Here is a 21,797-nt window from a genome sequence, read left to right as displayed (position 1 = left end):
TTACCCTTTCAATTTATAAGCCGTAGCGTACGGGACTCTCGTGATAGCCCCCGACGCACATACGGTAGATATTTGACATTCGTTACAATTCAAACATAAGTCTTGTTTAATCTGCAGATAGAGCGAGCCATTGCCGAAAGAAGTACATCCCTTCACGCATTTGCCGCAACCATTACATAGATCCTCATCGATCGTATACTCAAAATAGGGATCCTCCACAAACTTACGCTGGATAGCTCCCGTAGGACACATCATATTCTCGGCGGCCGTATTCAAATCCTTCACGTTCGAACGATAGTATCCACCGCATAAATCACAGTAACCGCATACCTTGTTCGCATGAATACACTTCACTGCCGAAACCGGTAATACACAATGGGTCTCGCAACGTCCGCATTGCGTACATACGTTCGGATCGATTTGCCAAAACAGGCTAGCATCTTCCCCTTTCACCTTCCAAGACATGCCGCCGGCCACCGCAAGGATCGTTCCTCCGGCTACCACCGAACCACAAAGCCGGATAAACTCCCGCCGCTTAATCGGGCTATTCTTAGGTTGATCTTTCTTCTCTTTCATATTCTTCCTTAAATCGTAACACCTGCTCTCAACGGACAATCTATCCCGCAAGTAGCGCATGCGGTCTGAACTGCCAACCTCTTATCATATTGAAATATCGATAATGCATCTTTACCCGCAACCACAAGTTTGTCATCCCAAACTCTCACTTCATAGGCCGTATGGCCACCTCCTAAGGATTTCTCATCCAGTAGCACTCCATGGAACTCACCATCCTTACCATAGCAACTGATCCGTGGAACACCTTTTTCCGAGGTGATAATCTCTCCGGTTGGCGTACCTGATAAATAGACCGGATTACAACATCCGCTAAATAATCCTGCCGCACCACCCGGTTTACCGAAAGAGGTAATATACTCCCCCTCAGATGAATAGCTTTCTACCAAATGCCTCCCCGGATTCGAGCAGTAAACCACACCGTCTATATGCGTAATACCAAAAGAGTAACTCGGGACGATAAAGCCTGCGGGACTTTGGATAAACTTTACGAAACCCCCCTCTGTCGTATACATACAAATATTTTTATTCGCCGCATCCGTCACAAAGACATTCCCGGATAAAACCGCCAAGGAACAATAATCAGACTCCTCGCTACAAGCCTCCCAATCCCGTATCCATTCACCGTCCAAATCATAGACCTCCACACGTGTGGGATACAAAAGATAAATATGATCATCATCCACCGTAATATCCCGGACAGAGCTTCCGACCGGAAAGTTGTTCACCAGCTTTCCAGAAGGCTCATACACGTATACATTATTGGGTGTAGCAACAATCAGCTGATCTTTATATAAGTCAAATGCATCGATCGGGTCAGATACCTTAAACGCAGAGACCTTTCGATAAGGGGATATGAGCGTATTCTTAAGACTACGGTTTGCAGAAACACTCTTCTTATCCACTCCGTAAAAAACATCGTCCGGCCTAGTAAACATTTTCCATAACAAGTTGCCGGTAACACCCAATATACTTCCACCCGCCATGACAGAACCACAAATGCGCAAAAAACCCTTACGCGATATCTTATTTCCATTATCTTGCTTCGGTTCCATATCTTTTATCTTTTAGAATTCATTACCTTATTCACCCAATCATATGATCTTAATACACTTAACCGTATGAGCGTCTCGCAAAACAAGCATTCCATCCGCATAGGCCATTGGTCCCCAAGCATCCACGCCGTCCATAATCTGTTGTTTCTTAACAAGCTTCATAGCCTTAGACTGTATCTCATACACATACAACTCACCGTCATCCTTGAAGACAAACAAATGCCTGTTAATCACGAGGTAAGGGCCGAGACCAAAACGTTCATCCGCTGCGGAGCTCCAAATTGGATTATGCAAATCCGAAGGAGAGAAACAAACCAGTTTACCCCGCAATCCCCCACCATCCTTCGGCATTACGCTAATGATCATATTATCATACAATATGGGGGTTTGTTGTTCACTAGACAGACCTTTATCCGCCTTATATTGATCCAGAACCGTAGCTGTCCATTTTGTTCCAGCCTTATCCACTTGCAAGAGAGCGCCACCCGTTCCGTAACCCGCCACGAGAAATATCCGGTTAGGAGACAAACGCAAAGGAGACGGAGCGATCACGGAAGGCTGCCATTTCTGGGTATTCCACAAAAGAGTACCCCGATCCTCCTTCTCGGCCGATATACCACAAACACCTCCCACACCGGCATATACATACGTTTTCTTATTACTCAAACTCATCAGCATGACAGAAGAATGCGACATCTTATAGCCTAAAGTATTCGGAGTTGTCCAGATAACCTTACCCGTCAGGCAATCCACACCGGCCAAAAGCGTCTCTTCCCCCGCCGGAGCCAAGACCAAGATGTCGTCATCCACACAAGGACACTGTCCGGCATACCAGAAAGGGACTTCTGTCTTAAACTCTTTCTGCATATCGATCCCCCACTTCAAATCCCCCGTCAGTGGATCACAACACATGACATGTCCTTGCGGACCGATCGTTATCACATACCCGTCACGAATAACCGGGATCGTACGTGAGAAGCCATGGTTACGTTTCATGGGAGCCCGATACCATCTTCGCCATAGCTCTTTGCCAGTTTCCAAGGAAAAACAACGCAAAGCGTCAGAGCTTAAGGATTCATTATAATCCAGCACATACACCCGGCCCTTATAAATCACCGGAGCCGCATGCCCTTCCCCGGTCTCAAAGCTCCATAGCACAGGATAGTCTCCCGCCGACGTATTGATCTTCTCCGAAGCCTCCACGATATTGTCAGAACGCCCCCCCCGGAACCCCGTCCATTCTCCGGTAAACCCGGCAGGAGCCTCTTCCTCGTATTTCATAAAATACTCACCGATCACCACATCGCTCGCCTTACGAGCCAATCCTTCCGGACGATTATCCGCACCGGGAGCTTGAATCGTAAGATTCTCATGAGGGACATACAGATGCCACCCTACGAGGATAGCGGTATAAACACATACCGTAGCAACCGTTATTAATAAGGTCTTTCTCTCTTTCACGATCTATCTTATTTTATTCGTTGTTTCAACTTTTTCAGCGCATTCAGTACAAACGTAAAATTATATAATTCCTCCGAATACCAGAGACGGGCAAAATAAAGTCCGATAGGTTCTGCTCGGAACAACTGTCCGTTTCGATACATTCCATACAAATAATCAAACCCCTGTTCCATCGATTCTCGATCCGTATCAGGTAAAGAAGCTAGTGCACCCAAAGCACGAGCTGTTAACGTAACTTTAGAGGGCGCTCCAGGAGCACCTCCCCATCCCCCATCCTCATTTTGAGAAACTAAAAGGTACTGAAGCCCATTTCCCGCCAATTGCCGAGCCAAAGGATTCCGGGAAGTTGATAAGTATTCCACCGCCATCGCCGTACCGTAAACAGGAGATCGCCCATCCTCCGCATCTTGATCGCCGAACCATAAAGGGTTCCAAGAACCATCCGATGCTTGTACCTTCCACATCCATCCCAGTAACCGGCAGATACTCTTCCTGCATTTGGCCCGTAAATTTCCCGGAAGCGCATCCTGCCAAAGTTCGAAAGCTAAAAGTGAATGCGCAGAGATATCGGGACTACTTCGGTCGAAAGGAAGTTTTCCCCAACCTTTACAAAAAGTAGGCATTCCCCCATCCTCATTTTGCAAAGCGAGAAGCCACTCCACTCCTTTACCTACTTCCTCACTATAAGTCCCGTCGGTTAAGATATGCAAAGCGACCAGCGCCCCCGATGTATCATCTGCATCAGGTACGGATCCGGAAAGATCACTCCATCCCCAAGCACCTTCCTTGGCTCCAGTGAACGGATGCTTAAAGGCAAAAGCATTCCGCTTTATTCGGTCGATAAAAAACTCCTTATCCTCCAAGTCATCACCCAGAGCCTTTATACTCAAAGAAGTCACCCAACACGACAGATCCGTATCAATCGGCCAAGCGCCATCTGGACGAACCGTGTCTATCAAGAACCGAACGGCCTTCCGTGTTACCACATGATCCCGAAAGCCCGCTCCATTCATACACATGCTCACAAAAGCCGTGAGAGGAGCCGCTTCCAAAAATCCTCCATGCTCAGGTTGCAATTTCTCCAATACCTGTAAGGACTTTCCGATAAAAGACTCTCGGATCGGAGAGAATAGATTTCGTTTCCCTTTCTTATAGCGAAGGATTCCTACGGCGATCAAAGCCGGTATCGCATAACTGACAACCGGCAACCGCAAAAAGCGAAACAACCGTTGGGGCAACACAGATAGTTCAAAAGGTAATTGCGGAATACGATCCCAATGCGTTATAACTCCCGCCAGCGCACACATGACTAAAATAGGAACGGAAAATGTCAAGTCCTTCCCATAATAAGAGAGAACTCCCTGTACAATATCCTCGTCCGCACTCCCCCCCAGCCGTTCCTTCAAATAGTTTTTTGTCTCATGAGGGGGCATATCCACCGCACATAGAGATGCATACGAAAGCAAGGTAGCTGTCATATTAGAAGGGCTTTCCATACTATCCCCCCAAGAGCCATCCATACGCATCGTTTTCTTCAACCATCCGACTCCTTTCCTTATATACGGTTCATAGGTGTCCGGGGCGATTTGATATAAAGCGAAAATGGCGACAGATGTCGAGATAGCACTCGAGGACAAACATCCCCGCCAGATCCCTCCGGGCGACCGTTTCTGTAAAAGTTTCCGGGTAATATCCTCTATCATCTCATTTACCAATTCTGTTCTCATAACGCTCCCAATGCCAATAATCCATAAAACACGTACTCCACATCACCACTATCTTCCAACAGCGTCGCCGAAAAACCACCTGAATCCAACCAATGAGCCTCTATAAAATCATTCGCCGCTCTAAGGGGTCGTATACCATAACATCTCATAAGAAAAAGAGCCGTAGCCGTGGAAAGGAGATCCGGCACAGGAGCTCCTTGCCCGGCCTTGAAACCTCCAGTCTCATCCTGCGTATCCCGTAAATAAAAAAGATCGTCAATCGGTTTATAGCCCTCCAATTGCCCGATAATCGCAAGAGCCGCAACCGTAGCGTTTGTCGTTGCTACTTCCCGATTCCGCAAGTTAGAGTAACCTCCTCCTTTTACATGATAATGCCCCAACTCTTTCAAGACTTCCGTTTTTTCTTTCTCCTCATTTTGCGTATCTTCCAATAAAGAGCTCCAAATAAACCGGCTATAAGGAGACCACATATCCTTATGAGGCAGATCTGCGAAAGAGGAGAGACTCCGAACCGGTATCGGGCGCATCGCACTTAACAAGAATCGCAGCTTCCCCTCCTTCATCAACCGGTGTAACAATACGCAACGCACATAAGCCGCATAATGGACCAAATCCAATGACATGACCGGCTGATTCTCCAAATAAATCCGTCTCTTCTCCCTATTTAACTTCATGCCCAATACATATGACAAGAGCCAGCCGAATGAAGTATAGTACAAATCAACCTCTCCGCTTTTGTTGATGAAAGTATCCTCCACAGTCTTCTGAGACTCCACAAAATGCGATAAGCGCCGAAGTGCCTCACCTCCTAGCCGCTTTTTCCCATCAAAAAGGGTTTGCATCAGTTTTGTCGATATCGTAGTTCTCATCTCAAACAGTCATTTATTTCAAGATTTGTTCCGTTACCCGGAAAAGAAGTCGTTTCAACTCTACATTCGTGATCTCACGCAAAGCAGCCAACGCAGCTTGATGGTAGGAATCAGCCATCTGCCCGACCCGTTCAAGAGCCGTTTGCAGAAGGGGCTTGTTCTCCAGCTGATCCAAGAAAGCCTTAAGATCCTCGCATTCCAAAAGAGAACGAATGAATGCAGGCTCTGGATTTTGTTCACAAAGCACAGCTAATATGGCAGATGGCCTTAACGCTACCGGACAATCATCCTTAAAATCCTCTATATCATCCAACAACTGATATGCGATACCCAACGCTCGGGAATACGTATGAAAAACCTGACGAAGCCCCTCGTCATCACCAGCGCAAATTAATCCCAGCATCAGTGATACCTCGAAAGCCGGAACCGTCTTGTTGCAGAATATCTCCAAAACCCAATCCAATGTCAAGGAACGAGGAGATACGCTCCATTCCAACTCCATACCTTGCCCTCTACAAAGCGCGATATGCGCATCCGCAGCCACCGCCGTTAACGTTCTCGCGTCGCATTGGGATAAAAGACGATAGCCTTCCCCCAATAAGATATCACCGACATTAATTGCTATAGACACACCATACAAAGCGTTTATCGTTGGCTTGCCATACCGTTCCTTATCATTATCTTGGATGTCATCATGTACCAAAGAAGCCTTATGGAAGCATTCAACGGCGATAGCCGCCCGTTGCACATCGGCGGGTGCCTCCGTCTCCCCCGTCAAAGCCAGATAAGTGGCAGCCAGTAGATAAGGGCGCCATCGTTTACCTTCCCCTCCCATCCAATCCAACGCAACAGAAGAAGTTTGGTCTTTAGCCGGAGAAAAACAGCTCGCTAAATTCTCTTTCGAGAACCATTTCCCTAAGTCTGCACGTAATCCGTCATAATCCAATAGCTCAACCTTCCTATCCGAACGCATGCTCATCATACGAATCACATATCCGTAATCGACTTGTGTATCCTTACATCCAGCTCGGTTTAAGGGGATAGCCAAACCCGGAACAGCATTGCCGATCAATAAAGGGAAAGCCTTTTCTAAAGAGTCCAAGCAACTCACCCCGATCACGGAATCAACCACCCGATTCTGTATCAAGCCTACCACAGAAGTAAAGCCTTCCGCTACAATGCTCATGATGCCCAAACTTTCCGCCTTATCTTGAAGATCAGGAATCGGGCAATGAGCGCATCGATGGCACAAAAGACCTAACTCATCGATTTCCGCCTGGCATTTTACCGAATTGCTCAAACATTTAGGCAATAATAATACACGCCTCTCATAGGGGATAGAAGCGATCGTTTCCTTCCATACTTGATTGTGGATCTCTACCATCACCCATCCTTTTACCGCTGTATCTAACGTATGCTCACGAATCAATTGATCCGCAAAGTTCGACAAATCGTCCAAGGACAATGGGGGCTGAATCGCTAAATCGCCCACAAATGCTTGAATCCGATTACGCAATTCATCCCGTTCAGCATAGGATGCAGGTATGTTATGTATTTGTTTATTTTCCATGCGTACCCCCCCTAATTAACCGTAAGCTCCAAAGCCAAAAAAGTATTTCTTTTTCAAGAGCTTGTAAAATACGTTCTGTTCGGGGATCTCTTCCCCTCCCATATCATGACCGGGAACTGGGTACATTTTCTTGTATTCCTCTCGTACCGTTCCCCGTGTCGTAGTATCTATCGCACCCTGTTGTTCCAAGAACCGAATCATTTTCTCCGGATCTTCCAAGAGGATACACCCCCGGGATGTCTCTGCGGTCATTTTCCGCAGATCCGCCAAGAATCTTGAATCACGGAATAGCTCCACAAGGTTTGAGGCATCCTCATTAATAAAATCTCTCGCCATCTGTAAAGGAGGGCAAAACTCGATTGCCCCGGACGGTGATATATGGTGACTCATGCCCGTCGCCGCCGGACATAGAGCATTTCCTTGATCATCCCAATAAGTATCGATAATAAACAAAGGCGCATCCCTCCGTTGCTCGACAATAAAGCGCCGAAAGTTCTTGATCTGATCCTTGGTCAACGCGTTCGTCACATTCGGGACCGCTCCTACGGGACGATAAATATAGTACCACAAATAGAGAGCACCTTCCCTTGCCATCCGATCGATATGAACCCGGCTCACTAAATCCTCATAATTACTCCGGCAGATACTGGCAGCTACTCCAAAAATCAAACGAGCTTTCCGGCAAGCACGTACTCCGCGCAGCGTACGATCCAATACATCGTTTCTCCCACGACGGATATCGCTCTCGTCTTTCAATCCCTCAATACTGATCAGCGGGGTAACGTTTCCCGTTTTTTTCAAGCGAAAGGCCACCTCTTCCGTTAATAGAGTCGCATTGGTAAACAGTTGGAAATAGCAATCCGAATGCTTCTCCATGATTTCCAACAACCCTTTATACATCAATGGTTCCCCCCCTAATATCCCAAAGAAATAAGAACCTTGTCTCTTGCTTTCCGTTATGATACCATCCAATTGAACCATCGAGAGGGCCTTTCTCCCACCACTGGAGACCCAGCAACCGCTACAACACAAATTACAACTCTCCGTTACAGAAATCATCACGAAGGCAGGAAAAAACGGAGCGCCCGATGCTTGCCGCTTCTCAAACGCCGCCATATTTCGCAAATTACGCCAACCAAAGTTATACATGAACTTCCAGACTAGACGAGGCGAACATTCCTTGAATATCCGCAAAGAGGTCTTTACTGTCGCTATATATTCGCTACATTTCATCGATCCCCTTTTTTCAGGAAAGAAACACCGGCTTTTCGTTGTGCCAAACGTGCCCGAAGTGTATCCGCATAAACGTTTTTCGCATCAATGGAAACCGCCAATTCCTCATTTATCAAACCACCATTGATCGGGGATTTCTCATATTTAGGAAATATAATCGCCTTATTCGGACACATTCGGGCACAAGCCGGACAATTGTTCTTACAATTCTGGGGTTGCTTTACCGTTACGACACCGTCTTCTATCGTATAGACACCGAACAGGCAGAAGTCATGGCATTTCCCGCAGTCTGTACAACGCTCCTTATCCAAGGTCGGATACCAAGCGTCTACTCCGGTCTTAACGGGAAAAGAAGTCAACTGCCGACGAAATTCAACCTCACCTTCTACCTCCTCGGGTACTGATTCATATTTAAGTCCAAACGAATCTAAAATATCTTGTACGCCCTCATTCCGAATGTCCAAGGCAACACCTATCTCCATTCCCACCGTATGGAAAAGAGAACGGATCGCTCTAGGGTAGCAAGCGATAATCGTAGATGAGGAGATATCCCGTAAATCATCTGATTTTCGCATCACTTTCTCGCACAGATCCGGTTCAATAACCACGTCATATCCCTCATTTCTTAACAAGGCGGCGATCTTCACCACTTTTCCCTTATCGATGAAAGACCGGGAAGCACAACCACAAATCGTAACTCTATCCATATATAGTATTTCTCTTAGGTATTATCACTCAGTATCCGCAATATTACAAACAATATTAATGCAGGGATACGATTTCAGCCGCAAGGCGAAAAATTCAACGCTTATCACGAAAAAGAGGCAATTTTCACGGGATGCTGGAATTGCCTCTTTTTCAACATCACATCGAGCCAGGGTTACACTTATTTATTCTCAGCCAAATAAATATCCCTAAATGTCACAGCACCGGTCAACCGGTTATTATTAGTAACATTCAACAGCGTAATATATTTGCGATACTGGTCATCGTTCAACACTGTTTTCATCAACTTCAAATTGCCGTAAACAGCTTTTTGCAATCGCTCCGCCTGACGTTTCGCATCTTTACTCAAACTGGCCTTTTGTTGCCCTATGAAATAGTCATTAATGTTATACACTTCATCCATTTGAGAAGGAGCCAAATTTAAGTAAGAACTCAATTTTCCAAATTCTACTACAAACGGTTCCTTATTACCATTTCCACTCACACATTGCGCTTTCGCAAAATTTACCGTGGCGCTAATACCTAGAATCGCCACTGCCATGATTAACTTCTTCATAACACCTAAAATTTACCTATTAAACGATCTATTTACAAAATAAACACCAATCTAAATCAAGATATCCCAAACATCCTCTTGCCTCCAGATGACCAATCCTTTTACTAAACCTTTAACCCATTTATATATAGTAACTCAGAGTAATATTAGCCCATATCTCGCTAATATACCTCCTTGTTTCTGTGACAAAGATGACAAATTATATAATAAGTAGTTTCACATTTTTGACGAAAGGGGAAAAACAGGGATTCAACACGAAAATAATAAAAAATGCCGGCTCTTGGTGAACCGACATTGATATTGAACGACTACTCTCGACTGACTATCCAAGACTTAAACTCGGATGCTTTATTTTTACTAACATATATACGCTCAGGTACTTCTATATCCAAAGTAACGAGTAAACGGCTATCAAACCAAATTGTTATGTCCTTCACGCTATCACGAGAGATGATGAATTGTTTATTCGCACGGATAAAATCAGCAGGATTTAAAGAAGAAACTATCTGTTCCAATGTTTTAGCATATGGATACGAATTACCACTCTTTAAATAAACATATGTAATCTTATCAGCTGTATAGAAACAAGACACATCTTTCAAGCTAATAGGCAGCAATTTATCCTTAACAGGAATCAGTAGCTTATCCTTGTATTTCGGAGCAGTAGACAACTGTGTTAATTGGGATAAATAATGGATGATATCTTGATGATTCCATCGGATAAACTTATCTAAGGCCCGTTTCAATTCTTCCGGTTTAATCGGCTTCAAGATATAGTCTATACTGTTTACTTTGAAAGCGTCGATCGCATATTGATCATACGCCGTAGTAAAAATGATCGGTGCCTCCACCTCTATCTGGTCAAAAATAGCGAAAGCGGAACCGTCCGATAAATGAATATCCATAAAAATCAAATCCGGCTTCGGATTGGCTTGCAGCCAACGAACCGTTTGATGGACACTTTCAGTATTCCCTATTATCTCCGCAGAAGCATCCAGACCGAGTATCATATCTACCAGATTCTCATAAGCGGCAGTCTCATCTTCTACAATCAATATTCTCATACAGTATTATTTAAAGGAAGATAGACCTTGAACATATGCCCATCGGATTCTACCCTTATTTGTTTATCCATTAACAATAAAAAACGGTTCTCCAAGTTATTCAGCCCCGTCCCATTGGTATCGGGAGGTGTCAACTTCGGATAAACAGGATTCGAGACGATCAATTCCATCCGCTCATTCAACTCAATCCGTATATCCATCCGGTGATCGCTATCTATAATATTATGTACCGCCACATTCTCTACCAACGGAAGCAAAGATAATACGGGAATCCGCAAGTCCCGCTGATTCTCCGGTACCTTGATCGTAAAAGTAAGCTTATTGGCGAAACGGACAACCATTACATGCTGAAAAGCTTCTATAAACGAAAGTTCTTCAGACAAAGGGACCAAACTTCTTTTATCACTTTGAAGAATGTAACGGAATATATCGGATAGCTTTGTAACATACAACAAAGTATTCTCGTCGTTTTTCTTCCGGATCAAGGAGGAGATTCCATTCAATGAATTAAAAAAGAAATGCGGATTTATCTGATTCGCCAAAGCATCGCAACGGCTCTGCAAGTTCTCGACACGCAAATTCTCGATCAATTGATCTTTTTCCCGTTGATCGTGATATAACATCTGTATATAGCCAATCAGGGTACATAACAATGCCAACACGATAAACTGGAAGATAATGATACTTAAGAAACGATCATAGCTAACCGTCAGATACGAGATCGATTTATAAATGATAAAGCCACCAAAAACAAATAAAGCATTCCGAAACAACCTCTCGAGGAAAGAGGTACAGCTTTCGTGCCTCAAGTTACTTTTCAACAAGAACCAAATAAGTCCCCAGAAATAAAGAAAACGGAATCCAAAGAAGAACAAAAACCCTTGATGATTGTCCGGAGCCAGATAACTCATGTCACACAAGATCCATGCCAAATTCGGATAGGCGATAAACACCGCGCAAACCAAACTGACCAACCCAGGTTTAGCCTTGACTACTGATATCTTTTCATCCAACGAACCCATACGATTGTATCTTTTTCACGGATACAAAGGAATAAAAAATCACTAACATCCTTCTCCAGTACACGAAGAAAGCGAAAAAAAAAGAGTTAAAGACGAATTATCCCCGAATGATCATCCTACCGGTATCCTCAGTACTTGACCCGGACGAATATCCGGACTTGACAGTCCATTCACTTTCAGCAAGGAAGAAGTGGTAACCCCGGGGTATTTCTTGGAAATCGAATAAAGCGAATCTCCCGATTTAACCTTATAAGAGACAAACTCCTTATTGGCGGAGGCCGACTTTTCCGTTGTTGTCGCGGTTGATTTCGCGGTCACGGTAGTTGATTTCGCCGGGGTCTTGGCAGCCGAGGCAAAAGCGACACCCCCATTATCTACATACAGTCTCAGCCGTTTCCCTTTCGCCACCCGGTTGGAGCCTAGTCCGTTCCATTTGCGGATATCTTTCGCCGTCACGCCATAGCGATTAGCGATCGTATAAAGATTCTCGCCACGCAATACCACATGGGTGATTTTCTCACGGGTCGCGCCGCTTGGTAAAGTGCCATTAGAGCTATTCGCGGGAATGCAATTCGCCAACAGCTCCTCGATCCGATGCGTATAAACCGTATCTTCTTTACCGATGAAAGCATAGGTTTCCGCCGCGGGTAACTTCAAAACCGAAGGGCGGATATTGCCCGGAACAATGTCTCTTTTATATTGTGGATTTAACGCACGCAATGTCTCAATATCTACGTGCAACAGATCCGACACCTGCTGCAAATGCAGGGCATTATTCACCATAACCGTATCCGTGGCTAATGGCAGGCTGGTTTGCATCGGGCAGATGTTATGCTCGCAATGATAATTCATGACGTAATTGGCGGCGATAAATAAGGGGAGATACGAACGAGTCTCTCTCGGTAAATACGGGAAGATATCCCAAAAGTCCGTCTTGCCACCCGAACGACGAATCGCTTTATTCACGTTACCCGGCCCGCAATTGTAAGAGGCCAACACTAAATTCCAGTCCCCATAGATGTCATACATATCCTTGAAATACTTACAAGCGGCCTCGGTCGCTTTCAAGGGATCCCGGCGCTCGTCCACCAAGCTGTTAATCTCCAAGCCATAGATCTTACCCGTAGGAAGCATGAATTGCCATAAACCGCAAGCGCCTACGCGAGAGAGGGCAACCGGGTTCAAGGCACTTTCCACAACGGCAAGATACTTCAATTCAATAGGCAAGCCATGCTCATCCAACACCTGCTCGATGATCGGGAAATAAAAATCTGCCATCCCCAGCATATACCGCACGAGATTTCGCTTACGCTCCGCATATAAATCAATGCAATCACGCACTATGTTATTATAGGGCAAAGCGATCACACTCGGTAGTCTGGACAGGCGATCCATATAAACCGAGTCCGGGAAATAAACATTCTCATCATCGTCATGGCAAAAGTCCTCTCTTTTTGAGAAATAGTGTACATGCCAAGTACGAAGCAAACTATCCACGTCCGCATCCAAGCTTTCCGGGATCAATCCGACCTCAGACTCCAGCGAGCTTAAGGTATCTTTTTCCTCTATTCGGGTCTCTCCCTGCGCATAGGCCCATGAGACCAAACCCTTTAAACAAATGAGTGCCAGCAGGTATTTTTTCATGTGATATCAGAATTTCAGACTGCAATTCAATCCGTAAGCACGAGGCGTGACACTCGTTTTCGGACTGACAACCGGCTCCAAATGCAAGGATAAATCCGGTGATATATCAAAATCGAACAACTGGGCATCCACGTAGGCATCCACGATGCTCAACGCATACACCCCGACCGTAATAATTATACTCAAGTCTCTGTATCGACGATAATAATCCTTCTGTCTTTTCAATTGATCCTTGAAATTGGAATCATGAATCGCCTCCTCAGGATCCATGGCAGTCAAGTCTTGCCAACTTTTGCTCCAAGCATCCGGATTTTCGAGATTCTTAGCGGCATCATACATGATATCCTTATAAGCCGTCGAATAATCCTTATAATTCTTATTATTCCAAGTCACGGCATACATACATCCCATCAAGCCACCGTAAACAATCGGTAATTTCCAATATTTCCGGTTATAGACCTGTCCCAGACCCGGTACCAAGGCGAACAAGACCGCTTTTGTCGGATTCGGCTTATAGGCCAGATTCATCTCCACTTCCGGTACACCCACCGAATCGGCCGCCATCAAGACAGCTTGTACGGTAGAATCCGGGGCAGCTGCCGCCGCGGAATCGGAGACTCTGGCCGGAACGACTTTCTCCGTCTTATCCACCTGCGCGTTACCCATCCCGGCATGGCACATGAATCCGATCAAAAGGAGTATGATTCGATTTCTCATTTCAACTTATCCAGTAATCCGATCAATTGCTCCAACTCTTCTTCCGTGGCGAAGGGAATCGTAATTTTACCCTTTCCCTTCTCGTCGCAAGTCAACTGGACTTTCGTATTGAAGAAACGAGACAAATGATCTTTCAGCAATTTAAACTCTTCCGGAAGGATCGACTTACGATCGGTTTTTTTCTTTTCCGGCAATTCCGGCCGTATACCCTCGGCTATATTACGCACCATCTCCTCCACGTTACGAACGGAGAGGCCTTGAGCCAATATCTGCTCATATAAAGCCAATTGGACCTCCGGATCATCCACCGGAATCAATGCCCGGGCATGTCCCATATCGATCTTCTTGTCCTTCAATCCCACCTGGATCTCGGCCGGAAGCTTCAATAAACGAAGGTAATTAGCGATCGTAGCGCGTTTTTTTCCAACCCTTTCGCTCAATCCCTCTTGGGTCAAGCCGTAATTGTCGATTAATTTTTGATAAGCCAACGCGATTTCGATAGAGTTCAAGTCCTCCCGTTGGATATTCTCTATCAGGGCCATCTCCACCACGTTCTCGTCGGCCGCCGTCTTGATATAAGCGGGAATACGCTCCAAACCCGCTTTAAGCGACGCGCGATAACGGCGTTCGCCGGAGATGATCATATATTGCTCGGGGCCGATTTCCTTCAACGTAATCGGCTGTATCACGCCTAACGAGCGGATAGAGGTAGCCAACTCCTCCAGGGTCTCTTCCTCAAAGACGGATCGAGGTTGCTCCGGATTAGGCTGGATCTTGCTTAACTCGATCTCACTGATAGACGATGAACCACCTGTCTTCAGGTCATCCATCGTAATTAACGCGTCTAATCCACGGCCTAGGGCCGATCTTTTTAATGCTGCCATAGTCCTTTATTTTTTTCAACAATCTCCTGCGCCAATTGCATATGGTTGATCGATCCTTTCGAATCCGCGTCGTACAGCAGGACGGGTTTACCATAACTGGAGGCCTCGCTCAACTTCACGTTTCGTTGGATCACGGTAGTAAACACCAGATCGCGGAACGGACGTTTCACTTCCTCATAAATCTGGTTCGCCAAACGCAGGCGGGAATCGTACATAGTCAAGAGGAATCCCTCTATCTCCAGAGCCGGGTTCAGTTTCGATTTGATAATCTTGATCGTATTCAACAGCTTACTGATACCTTCCAAGGCAAAATACTCGCATTGCACCGGGATGATCACCGAATCGGCGGCGGTCAAGGCATTCACGGTTATCAATCCCAAAGAGGGAGAACAGTCGATCAGGATGAAATCGTACTTCTCTTTCAGCGGTGTCAATATCTGCTTCAAGATCCGCTCGCGATTCTCCAAGTTCAGCATCTCGATCTCCGCTCCCACCAAATCAATATGAGAGGGGATGATATCCAGTCCTTCCACTTCTGTCGGTGTGATCGCACCGCTCGCATCCTCACCGTTCACCAAACATTCATAAATAGAAAGTTCTACATTACGTATATCCACACCCAGACCGGATGAGGCATTCGCCTGCGGATCAGCGTCTACGACCAGCACCTTTTTCTCAAGAGCGGCCAACGACGCGGCCAGATTAATCGTGGTGGTTGTCTTCCCGACTCCTCCCTTCTGATTTGCTAAAGCGATAATCTTTCCCATACTATACCCAATTGATTCGAGGGCAAAACTAAACATTAAAAACCGAACCAAACAGGGTTCAATCAAAACAATGCTTGTTTTGTTGATAAATCGCCCTAACTGTTGATAACTCGCGAATATAAGCAAAAAGCCCCGCCGAAGTACATCGACGGGGCTTTATCGTATGACCGGTCTCTTTCCTTACGGAAACTCGATCCGTTTTTCTACTTATTTAACGATCGCCTTAACAGCCTCTTCACCCTCAACGGCTACAGCTACGATACCGGCAGGTACAGCGATTGTAGCGTTATCGGAAGCAAGAACGGTCTCAGCGACTACCTTACCTAAGATGTTCGTGATAACAACGGACTTACCGGCGGCACCCTGAACGGTTACCGTACCGTTACCGGCTACTACGGATACGCCTTCTACAGAAACCTCACCGTTAGAAGTTACCATATCATCCTCCTCGGTCTTCTGGTATGCGTTGAAGATCAATGCACCGTCAGAACCCGTCTTAGCATCGGCAAACTTAGAATCACCGCGAGTCAATACCAAGCAACCGTTCTGCATCTTCAACCAAGCGGCATACTCAGGAGCGATTGAACCGAGAACTGCCTTGTCGTAACCGGCAGCAGCCTTACCGGCATCACCTGTAACAGCGGCATTAGCAGGCTCAGAGTAAATGTTAGACTCGAACAAGAACTCGTTCGCTTCGCCCTCTTCCGTCACAGCACCGGCCTTATCCGGATTTACATAACGGAACGACCAAGTTACGTTCTTGTGGTTGTCACCGGTCAAGTCAACGATAAAGTGAGTCAACTTATTGTCGCGATAGTTACTGAAGATCGTAGCGGTATCCAACTTAGCCGGCTCCAGCTTCTCGAAGCCATTTGTCAGGACTACCAAGCTATCACCAACCTTAATAGCCTTCACGAAACCTACGCGTGTGTAACCACCATCGATATCCATGTACGGAGCCTTGTATTTCTTAGCGATCACTGAGTCGGCGAAGCTTACCAAGTACTTACCGTAGGCGAAGCCTTCACGACCTTGAGTCGCGTGAGAACAATGCGCGGCATCAACTTTGTTACCTGCGTTATCATAGTGATTGTGCTCATACGTACAAGGAACAACCGAGATAGCGCCTTGATCATCACGAGCGACAGAGATCAAATATTGCGGTTTAACCAAACCCGAACCACGGTTAACCCAAGCTGTATCAACCGTAAACGCCAACTTACCTTTTGCCTTATCCTTGTCCCAGATACCTGCGTAATCAACCGCCTCAGTTGTCAAGTTCTCGTTCCACTCATCCATCAAGTATTCCTTACGGATCTTTTCAACGAAGATCAAGCTATCCGTTGAGTCATCCGTATTCTCGCCCAAGGCAGCGTTGTTGAAGTGACGATACAACGGGGTGTTGTCCGGAGCGATGGCGAACGCGGATGTACGAGTCTCACCCAATACCTGAGCTTTCAAGGTAGCGGTAGCATCGTAGTCAGATACACCAACCTTTTCTTGGGCAGCAGAAATGGTTCCAGTTGAAGTTGCCTCAACAATCGCATAATAGTGAATACCCTTGATATCATTATTCTCCTTGAAGTAAACAGAGTCAGCGCTTGTATTAGGATAGTGCTTGCTTAAGATATACTTGTCCTCAACAGCTCTATCGTGATTACGGAATGTATTTTCACCATCCATGATGATATACATTGTTCTTACCAGCTGAACCAAGCCCGGGATACGGCCCGTGATCTTCTTGTTACCTGCAACCTCAGGAGTCGGAGCATAACCATAAGCATGTTCTTTATAAGAGGACTTGATCGTGAAGGCCTTCTTACCATCCAATACATTCATCGTAGAGTCCTTAACACCGATGAACTTATCGTCTGCATACGGATGCCAGTAGTTGAATGTATACTTGTTAGTAATCAACTCGTCCTCCGTCAAGTGCTTGTAACCAATATACTTGTTAGTATAAATCTCCTTAGCGACAGGGATGAATTCCAATGAGTCGGTTGTTGCGATCGCAGAAACAGTAGGAAGTGCAGAAGCATACATATAGGAAGCACCTTCTGCCTTATTCAGCTGCATAGAAGCGGTGACAGTAGGGAACTCACGGTTGGTAGCCTTAACCGGAGAGATATTATTCTTATCGGTTACATTGTTCTTCAATACCACCCATTGATAAGCCGGCATATGATTAGCGTCCTGCAAATCCAAAGTTACCCATTCAGCAGAAGCACCGTTATTATGGATCGGAGAAGCCAAATACTTGTTATTCTTAGCATTCTTGATCAAATAAACGCCATCAGCAACCGTTGTCTTGGTTGTCTTAGCCGCTTCGCAGCCGGCGAAACCTAACTTGATCTGAGTGTTTTGCTTTTCAGCAACTGTCAAGATACGAACCTGATCCTTCAATAACTCTTGCAAAGACACATGATACCCATCAACAGTAGATTGAACTGTAGCAGACTTCCAATAGCCATCCGTCCCAGGCTCAGTATAAACTTGGTTCACCAAAATCTCTAAGCTATCTACAGAAGGTTTGTATTTAAACTTAAACTTGAACTGACTCGCCAAGTTTTTTACACCATCAAGGGTAATTTTACCAATAGAATCCGCCGCAGAAATAGGCTTTGCCACAGCTTGGCTCTTTTGGAGCTCATCATATTTCAAATTACTCCAATTATAGGCCAAAAACTTGCTGCCACCGATTGCATTCGTATAAGCAGTATCCACATACAGATAAGAGGAGTCTGTATTCAATACATAGAAATAACCAGCTCCAGCGTCCTCAAGCAAGATTTTCTTTGCATTGAAAGGATTAACAACTCCTTCGCCCTTTACATCTTTATCAAAGGTCAACGCAACACCAGCCTTGCTATCTTGGGTGCCAAATATGGAGTTGAAATCATCCTTATTAGAGATTGTAATTTCAGCAGCTTCAACCAATTCAAACTCAGTAAAGACAGAAGGATCGGCTTTCTCAGCACCAACTTTAACCATCTTTACATCACTACCAACTACTTTCAAACCGATCACAGAGTCATTCGTGAAATAGGAATAAATCACAGACTTCACAACGCCATTCTTAAATGTCGGAGAGAATTTCCATCCGGAAAGATCACCACCAACAACCGCATCTACAGGACTCGACTCAGCAGCCGCCTTACCCGCGATCGTACTAATGTCAAGACCTAAGAATTTTCCGATCTTGTTTGTGAAATCATACTTGGGATTTTGTCCTTGGTTCTCGGCATCAACCGTTACACACCACATCGTACCTCCTAAGTTTGCGGAGCTGTGAGGAAGCATTTGGATTTGGTCATTACCGCTTGCGTCTTCCGTAATACTCAAGAACTCAGAGCCAGCCTTAAGCTGATAAAGTCCGCTATTCGCTCCTTCATTCAGTTTAATCTGCGCATTAACCGACACCGCACTCAAAAATGCGGCACCAGCCAAAAGAGTAGAAAACTTTTTGTTCATAACTAAATAATTTAATATTAATACTAAAGTGTAATAAGCTCATTCATTGGGCTGCCCTCACAAAACCACATCCACGGCAGCCGATTTTATCCATCGCTTGCAAAGGTACGCGTTTCTTTGATTCGCGCAAATCTTCCCTATTATTTTTTTGTCAGCATATACGCTTTCTTATCAATCAAATAGGCTATTCATTACAAAACTACCGATTATAAAGACAAACCATCTCTCATTCACTGCCGCGACACCTGTTTTCAAAAGCGACCTCCTTAAACGCGTAGCGGCGGATGCTTCCATCCCGCAACGCCAGCAAAAGATGGCCCGTTGATTCTATATCATGAACGCAAGCCTCGAACTCGCCGGCCTCATCCCGATACGCATGATAGCCCTCCCCCCTGTACAAGGCAGATCGATAGCGGGTACGGATCTCCTCGTATTCCCCTTGGAGGAGAGACAGATAATAGCGATAGAATATGGAGCGGAAACGATCCAGGACCTCCTCTCGATCCACCTCCTTGCCGATTATCTGCAACAGGGAGACCGGATTCGGGGCATCGCCGCGGAACAGCGCCTGATTCAAGTTTATGCCAATCCCGATGATGGAGCAGTACAGGTGCTGCCCCGACAGGTCGTTCTCGATCAACATCCCGCAAATCTTCTTATCGTTCCGGTAAATATCATTCGGCCATTTCACGGTGATATGATCCGTATATACGTCCAACGTCTCTTTCACGCTCAACGCCGCTATCTGGGAAATCAAGAACTGCCGGTTTGCCGGGATACACGTCGGATACAAGACCGCGCTAAACGTCAGGTTCTTTCCCGCCTCAGACTCCCACACATTCCCTATCTGGCCGCGCCCCGCCGTCTGGAAATCGGCGACTACGACACTTCCCTCCGGAAGCGGCTCCTTGCCGATCAGCGCGCGGAGCAGGCTATTCGTGGAAGCGGTTTCCGCCACACGCAAGACGCGGGGAGATTCATGATCAAAGCTCATCCCTATAATCCTCCCTTATTCTCTTTGGCAGTTTCGCGATCACCTCCCGGTAAGAGTGGAGGATCCAGCGCTTAACCGCCTCGTCCTCCATATCCCGGTCCAGATAAATGCTATTCCAGTATTTCTTGTTAAAATGATAGGCCGGCTCCACCGCCGCGTAACGTTCGCGCAACTCTTCCACATAGTCCGTACCGCATTTCAAGGCGACATGAGGCTCCTCCGCGTCCAAGGGAAGCAGCAGGAACATCTTATTCTCCACCTTAAAGACCAGCGATACCTCATCGAACGGGAAACACTCGGTGACATTCCTCAGGGAAAGGCAGTATTCGCGTACTTCTTCTATATTCATAACGTTTACCTTAATTTAATGGCAAGGCGCGTAGAAAGCATCTTCGATATGGTCGATCAGGAAACCCGTCTCCTTCTTGATCAAGGTCACGATATCAAAACGGACCGGTAAGTCTCTGTTAAAATAACGGGCGTAGGCATCCGCGGCGGCGACGATCCGCCGGATCTTCTTGGCGTCTACCGCGTCTTCCGGCGAAAGCAGGAAATCCTCAGAACGAGTCTTCACCTCCACCACGACCAACACATCGTCTTTGACCGCGATAATATCCAGTTCATAATGATGCCAATGCCAATTGGTATGCAACACGTCGTATCCATGCCTCACCAGATAGGCACGAGCCTCAGACTCGCCTTCCCGCCCCATGTCGTTTTGTCTTGCCATCGCGTTCATTCGCGCAAATATAGCCATTTTCTTTGTTATTCGGCCATTCACTCGTACATTCGCGACCGTATGCGAGAAGAACGTAAATATTCACCGGCGCAACCCCATCATCCGAGGGTACACAAAGTGACCTTTATGCTGAATGACGAAGAGCATAAGGCGGTGAAGCGTTATCTTTCACGCTACAAGATCAGGAACAAGTCCCGCTGGTACCGGGAGACGATCCTTTCTCACATCCTCAAGACCTTGGAGGAGGATTATCCGACGCTTTTTAACGAAAACGAGATGAGGAGATGAATCCGTTCGATGACGAATACTTCATGCGGCAAGCGCTGGCGGAAGCCCGCGCGGCGGCGGCGGAGGGTGAGGTTCCCGTGGGAGCCGTCATTGTCTGCGACGGCCGGGTCATCGCGCGGGCGCATAACCAAACCGAATGCTTGAACGACGTGACCGCGCATGCCGAGATGTTGGCGATTACGGCCGCCGCCGGAGCCTTGGGCGCGAAATACCTGACCCGTTGCGGCCTGTACGTGACCGTGGAACCCTGCGTGATGTGCGCCGGCGCGATCGGATGGGCGCAACTAAGCACGATCGTATACGGGGCACCCGACGCGAAAAGAGGGTTCTCCCAATTCGCCCCGCGCGCCTTCCATCCGAAGGCGGTTATCAAGAAAGGAATCCTGGAAAAAGAGTGCGCGGAGGAGATGCGGCGTTTCTTCGAGCAAAGACGCTAA

The 21,797-nt window shown here is 46.3% G+C and carries 21 protein-coding genes; 2 read left to right on the top strand and 19 right to left on the bottom strand.

All coding sequences use genetic code 11. The features are described 5' to 3' along the window. From G7Y39_RS01620 to G7Y39_RS01530, 19 genes are all read right to left on the bottom strand, one after another. Entirely contained in the window at positions 1 to 576 is a 576-nt protein-coding gene (locus tag G7Y39_RS01620; RefSeq protein WP_165154419.1) for a ferredoxin, read from the bottom strand. An 8-nt stretch (positions 577 to 584) separates the two neighbouring features. Next, on the bottom strand, positions 585 to 1,628 hold the full coding sequence (locus G7Y39_RS01615) for a hypothetical protein (protein WP_165154417.1): 1,044 nt from the start codon (positions 1,626 to 1,628) through the stop codon (positions 585 to 587). Between the two features lie 39 nt (positions 1,629 to 1,667). Next, positions 1,668 to 3,089 (bottom strand): PQQ-binding-like beta-propeller repeat protein, encoded by a 1,422-nt coding sequence (locus G7Y39_RS01610; RefSeq protein ID WP_165154415.1) that lies wholly within the window; start codon positions 3,087 to 3,089, stop codon positions 1,668 to 1,670. Between the two features lie 8 nt (positions 3,090 to 3,097). Then, positions 3,098 to 4,816: a prenyltransferase/squalene oxidase repeat-containing protein gene (locus G7Y39_RS01605; RefSeq protein WP_165154413.1), complete on the bottom strand. Its 1,719-nt coding sequence runs from the start codon at positions 4,814 to 4,816 to the stop codon at positions 3,098 to 3,100. Further along, positions 4,813 to 5,685: a hypothetical protein gene (locus G7Y39_RS01600; RefSeq protein ID WP_165154411.1), complete on the bottom strand. Its 873-nt coding sequence runs from the start codon at positions 5,683 to 5,685 to the stop codon at positions 4,813 to 4,815. Before G7Y39_RS01600 ends, G7Y39_RS01605 begins: the two co-directional genes overlap by 4 nt. A gap of 13 nt (positions 5,686 to 5,698) precedes the next feature. Continuing rightward, entirely contained in the window at positions 5,699 to 7,255 is a 1,557-nt protein-coding gene (locus tag G7Y39_RS01595; protein WP_165154409.1) for a polyprenyl synthetase family protein, read from the bottom strand. Between the two features lie 15 nt (positions 7,256 to 7,270). Then, positions 7,271 to 8,488 carry a radical SAM/SPASM domain-containing protein gene (locus G7Y39_RS01590; RefSeq protein ID WP_165154407.1) on the bottom strand — a complete coding sequence of 406 codons (1,218 nt, stop codon included), beginning with the start codon at positions 8,486 to 8,488 and terminating at the stop codon, positions 7,271 to 7,273. Next, on the bottom strand, positions 8,485 to 9,195 hold the full coding sequence (locus G7Y39_RS01585; RefSeq protein WP_241159938.1) for a ferredoxin family protein: 711 nt from the start codon (positions 9,193 to 9,195) through the stop codon (positions 8,485 to 8,487). The genes G7Y39_RS01590 and G7Y39_RS01585 overlap by 4 nt, the downstream gene beginning before the upstream one ends. Positions 9,196 to 9,374: 179 nt before the next feature. Next, positions 9,375 to 9,770: a hypothetical protein gene (locus tag G7Y39_RS01580; protein WP_165154405.1), complete on the bottom strand. Its 396-nt coding sequence runs from the start codon at positions 9,768 to 9,770 to the stop codon at positions 9,375 to 9,377. A gap of 308 nt (positions 9,771 to 10,078) precedes the next feature. Next, positions 10,079 to 10,834 (bottom strand): LytTR family DNA-binding domain-containing protein, encoded by a 756-nt coding sequence (locus G7Y39_RS01575; RefSeq protein WP_165154403.1) that lies wholly within the window; start codon positions 10,832 to 10,834, stop codon positions 10,079 to 10,081. Next, positions 10,831 to 11,856 carry a sensor histidine kinase gene (locus G7Y39_RS01570; RefSeq protein WP_165154401.1) on the bottom strand — a complete coding sequence of 342 codons (1,026 nt, stop codon included), beginning with the start codon at positions 11,854 to 11,856 and terminating at the stop codon, positions 10,831 to 10,833. Before G7Y39_RS01570 ends, G7Y39_RS01575 begins: the two co-directional genes overlap by 4 nt. 111 nt (positions 11,857 to 11,967) lie before the next feature. Continuing rightward, positions 11,968 to 13,500, bottom strand: a complete 1,533-nt coding sequence (locus G7Y39_RS01565) for a lytic transglycosylase domain-containing protein (protein ID WP_165154399.1) — start codon at positions 13,498 to 13,500, stop codon at positions 11,968 to 11,970. Between the two features lie 6 nt (positions 13,501 to 13,506). Continuing rightward, complete coding sequence (locus tag G7Y39_RS01560; protein WP_165154397.1) at positions 13,507 to 14,217, bottom strand: DUF5683 domain-containing protein; 711 nt, start codon at positions 14,215 to 14,217, stop codon at positions 13,507 to 13,509. Further along, the gene (locus tag G7Y39_RS01555; RefSeq protein ID WP_165154395.1) at positions 14,214 to 15,101 is read right to left on the bottom strand and encodes a ParB/RepB/Spo0J family partition protein; all 888 of its coding nucleotides are present in this window, start codon (positions 15,099 to 15,101) and stop codon (positions 14,214 to 14,216) included. Before G7Y39_RS01555 ends, G7Y39_RS01560 begins: the two co-directional genes overlap by 4 nt. Continuing rightward, positions 15,089 to 15,868: a ParA family protein gene (locus G7Y39_RS01550; RefSeq protein WP_165154393.1), complete on the bottom strand. Its 780-nt coding sequence runs from the start codon at positions 15,866 to 15,868 to the stop codon at positions 15,089 to 15,091. Before G7Y39_RS01550 ends, G7Y39_RS01555 begins: the two co-directional genes overlap by 13 nt. 207 nt (positions 15,869 to 16,075) lie before the next feature. Next, the gene (locus tag G7Y39_RS01545; protein WP_165154391.1) at positions 16,076 to 19,339 is read right to left on the bottom strand and encodes a DUF6383 domain-containing protein; all 3,264 of its coding nucleotides are present in this window, start codon (positions 19,337 to 19,339) and stop codon (positions 16,076 to 16,078) included. A 226-nt stretch (positions 19,340 to 19,565) separates the two neighbouring features. Continuing rightward, on the bottom strand, positions 19,566 to 20,333 hold the full coding sequence (locus G7Y39_RS01540; protein WP_165154389.1) for a biotin--[acetyl-CoA-carboxylase] ligase: 768 nt from the start codon (positions 20,331 to 20,333) through the stop codon (positions 19,566 to 19,568). Continuing rightward, a complete protein-coding gene (locus tag G7Y39_RS01535) occupies positions 20,323 to 20,682 on the bottom strand; it encodes an MmcQ/YjbR family DNA-binding protein (RefSeq protein ID WP_165154387.1) in 360 nt (119 codons plus the stop codon). The genes G7Y39_RS01540 and G7Y39_RS01535 overlap by 11 nt, the downstream gene beginning before the upstream one ends. Before the next feature lie 15 nt (positions 20,683 to 20,697). After that, on the bottom strand, positions 20,698 to 21,063 hold the full coding sequence (locus G7Y39_RS01530) for a YraN family protein (RefSeq protein ID WP_165154385.1): 366 nt from the start codon (positions 21,061 to 21,063) through the stop codon (positions 20,698 to 20,700). Between the two features lie 69 nt (positions 21,064 to 21,132). Between G7Y39_RS01530 and G7Y39_RS01525 the strand changes: the two genes are divergently transcribed. Then, positions 21,133 to 21,360: a hypothetical protein gene (locus G7Y39_RS01525; protein ID WP_165154383.1), complete on the top strand. Its 228-nt coding sequence runs from the start codon at positions 21,133 to 21,135 to the stop codon at positions 21,358 to 21,360. Further along, the gene (locus G7Y39_RS01520) at positions 21,357 to 21,797 is read left to right on the top strand and encodes a nucleoside deaminase (protein WP_165154381.1); all 441 of its coding nucleotides are present in this window, start codon (positions 21,357 to 21,359) and stop codon (positions 21,795 to 21,797) included. The genes G7Y39_RS01525 and G7Y39_RS01520 overlap by 4 nt, the downstream gene beginning before the upstream one ends.

The organism is Parabacteroides sp. ZJ-118, from assembly GCF_011038785.1.
Classification (GTDB): domain Bacteria; phylum Bacteroidota; class Bacteroidia; order Bacteroidales; family Tannerellaceae; genus Parabacteroides.
The sequence above is the reverse complement of the archived record's forward strand: the minus strand, read 5'-3'. Positions and strand labels throughout refer to the sequence as shown.

Bases quoted from the DNA above. Each gene is read 5' to 3' on its own strand.
- G7Y39_RS01600 (WP_165154411.1), bottom strand. From the start codon at position 5,685: ATGAGAACTACGATATCGACAAAACTGATGCAAACCCTTTTTGATGGG.
- G7Y39_RS01580 (WP_165154405.1), bottom strand. From the start codon at position 9,770: ATGAAGAAGTTAATCATGGCAGTGGCGATTCTAGGTATTAGCGCCACG.
- G7Y39_RS01520 (WP_165154381.1), top strand. From the start codon at position 21,357: ATGAATCCGTTCGATGACGAATACTTCATGCGGCAAGCGCTGGCGGAA.
- G7Y39_RS01550 (WP_165154393.1), bottom strand. From the start codon at position 15,868: ATGGGAAAGATTATCGCTTTAGCAAATCAGAAGGGAGGAGTCGGGAAG.
- G7Y39_RS01525 (WP_165154383.1), top strand. From the start codon at position 21,133: ATGCGAGAAGAACGTAAATATTCACCGGCGCAACCCCATCATCCGAGG.
- G7Y39_RS01565 (WP_165154399.1), bottom strand. From the start codon at position 13,500: ATGAAAAAATACCTGCTGGCACTCATTTGTTTAAAGGGTTTGGTCTCA.
- G7Y39_RS01570 (WP_165154401.1), bottom strand. From the start codon at position 11,856: ATGGGTTCGTTGGATGAAAAGATATCAGTAGTCAAGGCTAAACCTGGG.
- G7Y39_RS01530 (WP_165154385.1), bottom strand. From the start codon at position 21,063: ATGGCAAGACAAAACGACATGGGGCGGGAAGGCGAGTCTGAGGCTCGT.
- G7Y39_RS01555 (WP_165154395.1), bottom strand. From the start codon at position 15,101: ATGGCAGCATTAAAAAGATCGGCCCTAGGCCGTGGATTAGACGCGTTA.
- G7Y39_RS01595 (WP_165154409.1), bottom strand. From the start codon at position 7,255: ATGGAAAATAAACAAATACATAACATACCTGCATCCTATGCTGAACGG.
- G7Y39_RS01605 (WP_165154413.1), bottom strand. From the start codon at position 4,816: ATGAGAACAGAATTGGTAAATGAGATGATAGAGGATATTACCCGGAAA.
- G7Y39_RS01540 (WP_165154389.1), bottom strand. From the start codon at position 20,333: ATGAGCTTTGATCATGAATCTCCCCGCGTCTTGCGTGTGGCGGAAACC.
- G7Y39_RS01535 (WP_165154387.1), bottom strand. From the start codon at position 20,682: ATGAATATAGAAGAAGTACGCGAATACTGCCTTTCCCTGAGGAATGTC.
- G7Y39_RS01545 (WP_165154391.1), bottom strand. From the start codon at position 19,339: ATGAACAAAAAGTTTTCTACTCTTTTGGCTGGTGCCGCATTTTTGAGT.
- G7Y39_RS01560 (WP_165154397.1), bottom strand. From the start codon at position 14,217: ATGAGAAATCGAATCATACTCCTTTTGATCGGATTCATGTGCCATGCC.
- G7Y39_RS01620 (WP_165154419.1), bottom strand. From the start codon at position 576: ATGAAAGAGAAGAAAGATCAACCTAAGAATAGCCCGATTAAGCGGCGG.
- G7Y39_RS01615 (WP_165154417.1), bottom strand. From the start codon at position 1,628: ATGGAACCGAAGCAAGATAATGGAAATAAGATATCGCGTAAGGGTTTT.
- G7Y39_RS01585 (WP_241159938.1), bottom strand. From the start codon at position 9,195: ATGGATAGAGTTACGATTTGTGGTTGTGCTTCCCGGTCTTTCATCGAT.
- G7Y39_RS01575 (WP_165154403.1), bottom strand. From the start codon at position 10,834: ATGAGAATATTGATTGTAGAAGATGAGACTGCCGCTTATGAGAATCTG.
- G7Y39_RS01590 (WP_165154407.1), bottom strand. From the start codon at position 8,488: ATGAAATGTAGCGAATATATAGCGACAGTAAAGACCTCTTTGCGGATA.